The sequence below is a fragment of the Fontibacter flavus genome, assembly GCF_042432905.1.
In the GTDB taxonomy this organism is placed as follows: Bacteria; Bacteroidota; Bacteroidia; order Cytophagales; family Cyclobacteriaceae; genus Fontibacter; species Fontibacter flavus.
The window spans coordinates 44973-52345 of sequence record NZ_JBHLWI010000026.1 but is presented as its reverse complement, the minus strand read 5'-3'; the positions used below and the strand labels follow the sequence as shown (position 1 = coordinate 52345).

Annotated in this window: 7 protein-coding genes; all 7 read right to left on the bottom strand. The window is 34.5% G+C overall.

Translation table 11 applies throughout. The annotated features are described in order from the left end of the window. Nucleotides 1-1185: hypothetical protein (locus ACFFIP_RS09260; protein WP_382387327.1), on the bottom strand; the 1185-nt coding region annotated here is incomplete at its 3' end. A gap of 486 nt (nt 1186-1671) precedes the next feature. After that, nucleotides 1672-2316 (bottom strand): response regulator, encoded by a 645-nt coding sequence (locus ACFFIP_RS09255; protein ID WP_382387326.1) that lies wholly within the window; start codon nt 2314-2316, stop codon nt 1672-1674. Beyond that, on the bottom strand, nt 2313-4229 hold the full coding sequence (locus ACFFIP_RS09250) for a sensor histidine kinase (RefSeq protein ID WP_382387325.1): 1917 nt from the start codon (nt 4227-4229) through the stop codon (nt 2313-2315). Before ACFFIP_RS09250 ends, ACFFIP_RS09255 begins: the two co-directional genes overlap by 4 nt. 134 nt (nt 4230-4363) lie before the next feature. Beyond that, nucleotides 4364-4846, bottom strand: a complete 483-nt coding sequence (locus ACFFIP_RS09245; protein ID WP_382387324.1) for a hypothetical protein — start codon at nt 4844-4846, stop codon at nt 4364-4366. A 267-nt stretch (nt 4847-5113) separates the two neighbouring features. Next, entirely contained in the window at nt 5114-5659 is a 546-nt protein-coding gene (locus tag ACFFIP_RS09240) for a hypothetical protein (RefSeq protein ID WP_382387323.1), read from the bottom strand. Between the two features lie 202 nt (nt 5660-5861). Further along, on the bottom strand, nt 5862-6119 hold the full coding sequence (locus ACFFIP_RS09235) for a YtxH domain-containing protein (protein WP_382387322.1): 258 nt from the start codon (nt 6117-6119) through the stop codon (nt 5862-5864). A gap of 127 nt (nt 6120-6246) precedes the next feature. Continuing rightward, a complete protein-coding gene (locus ACFFIP_RS09230; protein WP_382387321.1) occupies nt 6247-7341 on the bottom strand; it encodes a DUF1573 domain-containing protein in 1095 nt (364 codons plus the stop codon). Nucleotides 7342-7373: the final 32 nt, after the last annotated feature.

Genomic DNA, 7373 nt, shown 5'->3' with positions numbered 1-7373 from the left:
TTCGGCATAGGTGTAGCTTGCCGTTGCTGTTCCCGCGTTCACATTGTTTGCGTAAACCGGATCAGGGCTGAGGTCAAGTCCGCCCGCACCTGTAACGCTTACCGTTGCAGGAGTGACCGCTGAACCTGTATAGGTGAACGGACCGCCGTTGATTGTCACCACTGTGGTGGTCGGTGCTTTTTCGATGATTAGAATTCCATCAGTTGAAGCAGAACCTGTGCTTCCGGCAGAAAGTGTTACTGTGAAAGGATAAGATCCTGCATTTATATTATCAGGAACGCTCAAAGACAAAGTAGATCCTGGAAAAGCATTACTTCCTGTTGAATTGAAGGATGCAGGATTAAAAACACCTGTAATTCCTGAAGGAAGCCCGCTTACACTATAAGTACCATTAACATTACCATTCGAAGCTCTTAACGAGGTGACATTATAATCAACAGTAGCAGATGATCCGTAGACAACTGCTGAAGATTGTGAACCAATAGAAATTGATGCAATTGACCCATCTGCTCCTGATTGAAGTATGTAATTTCCTGATATGGTTAATGAGCCATTAGTTGGTACATCATACGGGGATGTAGGGGAAGTACTAGTCAATTCATAAGTGTTAGCTCCTGATGTAATAGTTGAGGGAAATGAAAATATCAAATTTCCTACAAGAGCTATATTTGAACTACTTCCAGAACCGCTTGTAGAAAATGAAACTGTCGTGTTAACGGGACTATTCCCAGGTGCTGTTCCTGAATACGCAACAGTCACGTTCAGACCTGTAGGCAATCCAGTTGTAGTAAATCTAACATTTGCGTCTGTAAAATATGTTTCAGCATAAAAACCCGAAGTCTGCCCTCTAGCCATTAAATGGAACGTTGTTCCTAATTCTTTTTCATCTACATACCATTCAAAATAAATATTCCCAGCATCATCGGCTGTAACGTATTTATATACGTGCTCATGATCTGGGATAAAATCACCGATATGCTCGAAATCGAGCTCGACCGTTTCTCCGGGCAACCATCCGGTGCCGGTAATAATGGCTGTCTCACCTGGAGCATAATCATCCTTGTCCGTGGTGATCGTGGCAGGGGATGTTTGTGCCACAATTGAATGACTTATTATCAGCATCAATCCCAAAAGCGGAATCATTCGGATCAAAGCCAAGATGTTGGGTAAAATTTTTGATTTCATATATTACTAGGGTTTAAAACTTGTTCAAAAACTAACTCAAACTACTGTTTAGCATTTTGATAAATCCAAAGTTGAAATTTTGAAAAATTCCTTCTCACTACTAAATAAATGTATTTCAATTACATAAAAAAGCATTACGTTAATTTTTTTTATCGATCATTAAAAACATATTTTAAAAAAAATTGTTTTTTTATCATAAAAAAAAATGTAATAATTATAGTAAGTCATTTATATGATTCATTATTTAATAATTTAAATAGAAAATGGCTATAAACTTGTTTTTAGTGGAATTAAATTTTTATTTCAAAAAATACTCTTGATTTCCAAATAATTTAAAAGTAGAAACGATGCTGTGAACTTTGCTATAAAAGAATGAAAGAAAAATTTAATCAGATTTAATTTAAAAATATTTACAGGAAACCGGAATGATATAAAATTTACTGAAATCGAAAAAAAGGAAAGTATACTTTTTAATTCTTTTTGTATTTATTTCTCCAACTCCCCCTTTAGTAATCCCACTATTCCGGCCAAGCTGGATACTTTGAATTTCCGATAAATATTCTTCCGGTGTGTTTTGACAGTAAAGGGACTCAAAAAAAGTTCTTCCGCAATTTCCTTATTCTTTTTTTGTTCGAGCAGCATATCCAGTATTTTGGTTTCTGCTTTTGACAATTTATAGCTATTGCACAGCCTACCCAAAGCATTTTCAATCTTATATTCAGACTTTGTTCCTGTTACAGTCATCGGAAAATGCTTTTTTCCACTCAGTACTTCTTGTACTGCCAGAATCATTTCTTTTAAAGAACTGTCTTTTCGGATATACCCATGAGCACCTAATTTTTTACATAGTGAGACATTGGCATCGGAAGATTGCATGCTGACCACTAAAATCTTTAATTCCAATCCATGTTCCTGGATAAATTCCAAAAACTCGAATCCGCTTATTCCCGGCATATACAGATCCAACATTACTAAATCAGCAGCCCCTCCATTTTTGAAATACATCATGGCATCTGAAGCATTATCAAAATGCTGGGTTACTTCAACATTCAAATTACTGTCCAATATAAGCTTTATACCATTTGAAAATATCTCATGGTCATCTACAATGATGATCTTATCCTTTTTCATCCTTTTGCCAATTTCTCAGTATAAACAGGAACGCAAATGACTACTGTCGTTCCTAGAGGCCCACTATTAATTTCCTCTTTACCATTTAAGTGTTTCAGTCTGGTTTTTAAGTTCTTTAATCCCATTCCTATGTTTTCACTTTGGACTTTCATATAATCAAATCCTTTTCCATTATCGCTGATGATCAATTTGACTTCCTGATCTTCTTCATCATGAAAAACCTCTATTTCCACTTCTGTGGCCTTAGCATGCTTGATTATATTATTAAGAAGCTCTTTCAAAATTCTAAACAAATTACTTTTCATATAATTAGAAAGTTCAGGTAGTTCCCCACTGTTAAAGTTGAACTTCAATTTGTTTTGTTTTCCAATTACCTCTACCAAATCTGAGATGAGCTCTTGTAAGTTTTTTTTTTCAATTTCCGTTGGAAGAAGTTCATGGGCAATAAACCGGATATCATGGGATGCTTTTTCCAACATTTCAACAGTATCCTGTAAGCCTTTCTTTACAGGATCACTAGCGTTTTGGAGTTTGTTTTCACTGTCTTCCACTTTGAGTTTGATCATGGCCAACAATCCGCCCAAATCATCATGAAGATCTCTGGCAATTCTGTGTCTTTCTTCCTCTTGAACCTGAAATATTTGTTTCAAATACTGTTTTTCATTTTCAGCTATCTTCCTGACCAATTCTTCTTTGTCCTTTCTGGCCAAATAGAAACGATAGCCTATTAGCATACTGAAACCTATTATATTAATGAGTACCCCTAGAACCAGGCCATTGGGATTGAATGGATTAAATGAAGTAAATCCGAGATTGTTTGATAAATAGAAAAACAAGCCAAAAACCAAAAACAAATTCAAAAACATGATAAATACATTTGACTTATTTTTTAATTGGTTGATATTGACTAAAAAAACAAAAATCAGACATAAAACACCAAAGAACTGTGCTGTCCAATTTAAGGTAAATTTTAATGAATATTGCTCATCAATTCCCAAACTAAGCATTAGAAAAATGCACCAAACCAAGCTGAATCTGTAAAAGATTATGGATTGTCGATACAATGTTTGATCAGCCAAATTAGATTCGAAAAACAACAAATTAAACCTCAATAAAAATGCACAGGACAATAGCCCGAAAAATGGAACTCCAATCAACGAGAACTGGGAAAAACTTTCTCCATAAAACCAATCATAAGCATAGCCATCTTCTTCCAAAATAAGTAACAAACAGGTCATGATATAGGCTGTGAAAACTATATATACTCGTTCTTTTAAGAAATAGAACAGTATAATAGAAAAAAGTGATGCAAAGGTTAACACAGTACTGACTCCCCCAAACAATGCCGCTCTGTTCACTTCGAATACCCAAAAGGAATCAGGGCTGTCCAGAAAAAAAGGAATGTAGGTACTTCTTCCTCTTGAATCTGTTTCCAACAATAAAGTGACTCTTTCCCTTGGTTTAAGGGTAATAGTAAAGGCATTCAATCTTGATTCTAAATTCCGCTTGTTTTCATTCAGGTTATACCCAGTAATTTTTGATGTCTGAAGATTACCTTCATTGTTGATTATATACAAAGTGGCTTTCATTAATGAAGAACTTGCTGGGCTGAATATGACGGTATTTTCCTCATCTAATTCGTTTTCAATATTGAAAGCAAACCACCACTTGGAGGTGCTATACCCTTTATTGAATATGTTGCTTTTGCCTAAACTATCAAATAATCCATTTTTAAAAGATTGAAATGCTGACCTAAAATCTTGATCTCCTTTGTCCTCCAAGTAATAAATCTGATTTCCCAATGAATAATCTTCTTTATCTGAAACTTTTACAGATGAAATAAAGCTTTCATTGGCCATACTCATAGTGCCGAAGAGGAAAAGTAGAATGATGGAAATGAGTGATTTAAGCATTATTGAGTTTTTCGCACTATATTTAAAGAATAAATGCTACTATTAAAAGTTAATATTGAAAATAATAACTTTTCCAATTGAAAAGATGGGTTTTTAATTGAGTTATAATGGTGTTAATTCTTTTACTGGTCCTTTTAGGAAGGTAGTTTGTTGAAAAATTTTACCAACTCATTTTCAATTATCGGAAGTGCTGTTTCCGGGCTTTCATTTCTTCTCAATTTATTTCTGACGGCCAAGTTGAACAAACTCAATTCCGTCCTACAGAGCGGGCATAAGTTCAAAAATTCCTCTATTTGTAGATATTCGCGGATTTTCTTCTGGGCCTTGGGAGAAAAAATGGCCATACATAATTTGTACTCGCCTTCTACCCAAATATGCGTTTGCTTTTGTTTTCCATTAATGAGAAGAGGTTTATTAAACGTAACTACAAATGTTCCGATATCATTGAGGTTTTTGCCCACAATGATATTAAAAGGATCTCCCAAAGGGACTCCTATGCTGATACTGTTTTCATATAAATCCACATGTTCGGGATACTCATTACTACCTTCATAAAAAAGATAACCTGTGATTACCTCTGAAAGTATTGGTGCGGGAAGAAAAAATTCCTGTAACATACTCCTGTTTCAGTAAAAATAAAACCATTAAAATCATCCTTTACCTCACCTATTGTATAAATTGAAGAAGAATAATAAGGATAAAGAAAATATTTAGTTGTCCTTATTTTGAAGAATATTCACCAAAAACTTCAATCATTTAATAGGTAAGTTATTGGATATTTGTAAAAGCAAGTCAAATGACCCATAACAGACCCCATACTCTTTAAAAGTGTATGACCTGTTCACCAAAAGCAAAGAACACTAATTTCAGACTTCAAATATTTCTTATGGTACAAATGGAAAGTCGGTGTCCAAGTCAAATTCTTCTTCATGACTTTCTTCCATATGAAACTTTTTGAAAAATCTTTTCAATTCATCTTCAATAATCTGAATTCCAGAATGATTATCCTGATTATATCTTAATTTTCTTTTCACCATCAAGTTAAAAATAGGAATACCCAATCTACTCAAGGGAAATAAATGCTCCTCATATTTGGGGTTTTTGTCATTTAAAAACAATTGTAATCCTAATTCGGTAAATACCACGAAAATCATCCTTGCATCTCCTTTTACCCAAAAAGTATCTTCGCCTGTGACATTGTAAAATAAAAAAGGCTTATCAAAATCATGATAAATTGGATTGTCCTTTTCATCCAGTTCAGGTTCACCTATATGGAATTTAAAAGGCTTTCCAAAAGGAATACCTAATGAAATCCCACTTTCATAAGTTCTAATAGGAATCTCATCATCTGAGTTTTCGATATCAATCAAAAAATATCCATTAACAAAAGAAGAAAGTTCCGTGTTTGGTAAAATCGCTTCAGTCGGCATATACCTAGGGTTATCAAATTAAAAGGTCAATAACAATTTTTCGTAAGTTAAATATATTTTCAAGTATGTAAAATACCCCGATCAGGGTATTTTTACCTAAAAGTTTTGAAAATGTATCAGAAACTCGCCTCCTCTTCCATGATTAAATAAAAAAGGGAGACAAATAGCCTCCCTTATTTCTAAGATGAATAGTTAAATTTTTTTATTTCGCCACACGGTCAACTTCAGCTTTTGCTTTCTTAGCCAGCTTATCCACTTCATTGCTGACATCAGAAACTTTCTTTGTAAGATTGTCAAAGAAGTGATTCAATTTACCCGTCACGTCATCTAAATATTCACCACTCTTTTTAGAGATTTTTTTCCTTGTATTCTCACCCTTGTCCGGGGCAACCAATATACCGATTTGTACACCTACAACTGCACCTACCAGTGCACCTAAAATAAACTTCGTAGAACTCATAGTCTTGTCGTTTTTAAGTTAGAAATAAATAAAATAATTGGTGATCAGATTTGTTCAATCTCCTATTTTCATAAATATAGAAGATCAACAACCATACCAATTAAACGGAAAAAATGGCTTTTACGTTCTATTTTATCGTACTTTTTATAATAATTGTCCTCACTGGGTTGATAGGGTCATTTGTGAATAGCGTGATGTGTTTGTGGTCAATTCCCCTCCTTCCTTTTGGGTCAAATTCAAACTTTAACTGTATTCTTTGACCGGCTTCAATCCTTCTTTCATCTAGTTCTATCGTCAGACAAGGACAATTCGACACTACTTTTCTGATCTCTAATGGTTCTTGTCCCATATTGATCAAAGTAACTGATCTTTCCACTTTTCTGCTAGAAGATATATCTTTCAGGTCAATATCAGATTCAGAAAATCCCAGCCTTGGCACAAGGTTTTCCATACTTTTCGGGACAGGTTCGAAGTATTCAAATACAACTGCTATTAATTTCAAGCTGATCTTTTCTTCACTACTTTCCAACTTTATGGCTACGGATTCTTCTAAGTAACCCAAATCACCTTTTAGTGTACCATCATAGGTGAAAATCATCAGTCCTCTTTCTCCGGGATTTAAATATTCGGGTTCCAATCTTACCTGAAGATGGTCGGGTAAATGTTCTTGATCTTTATTCAAGTGAATAGTGTCCTGACCAAAATTATGTACTTCTATATACTTGATTTTAGGTTCATTGGTCAAAACATTTCCCATATTGATAGAAGAAAGTCTAAATCCAAGAACACCAAGCCTATGAGGATAAGCCATTTCGATATTATCAGGAATAGGCATATTGATACCTTCTAAATAAAGTGTATCTCCATAGATATCTTCTGTAGTCCTGACGATGATTACTTTTGAAAATTCACCGCCTCTATGGTCAGGATCGAATTTCACCTTTAAAGATGCTACTTTCTGGTTTTCTAGGCTGTCCTTGGTAAAATCCACTGTGGTACACCCACAATCTGTGATAATATCGGTGATTGCAATTTTTTCTTCGTGGAGATTGACTGCATAAAATTCAACATCAACTGGTCCATTTTCCTCCAAGACAGCGCCTATATTGATTGTTTTTCTTTCCCAAGTCAATGTCTTCCTGTCAAGTGTCTGTGCTTCAATGCTTAAACTCAAAAGAAGGAGCAGGAAAACTGAAATTACCGTGTATTTACTTTTATTCATATGGGCAAATAACGTGAAAAATCGAGCGAATT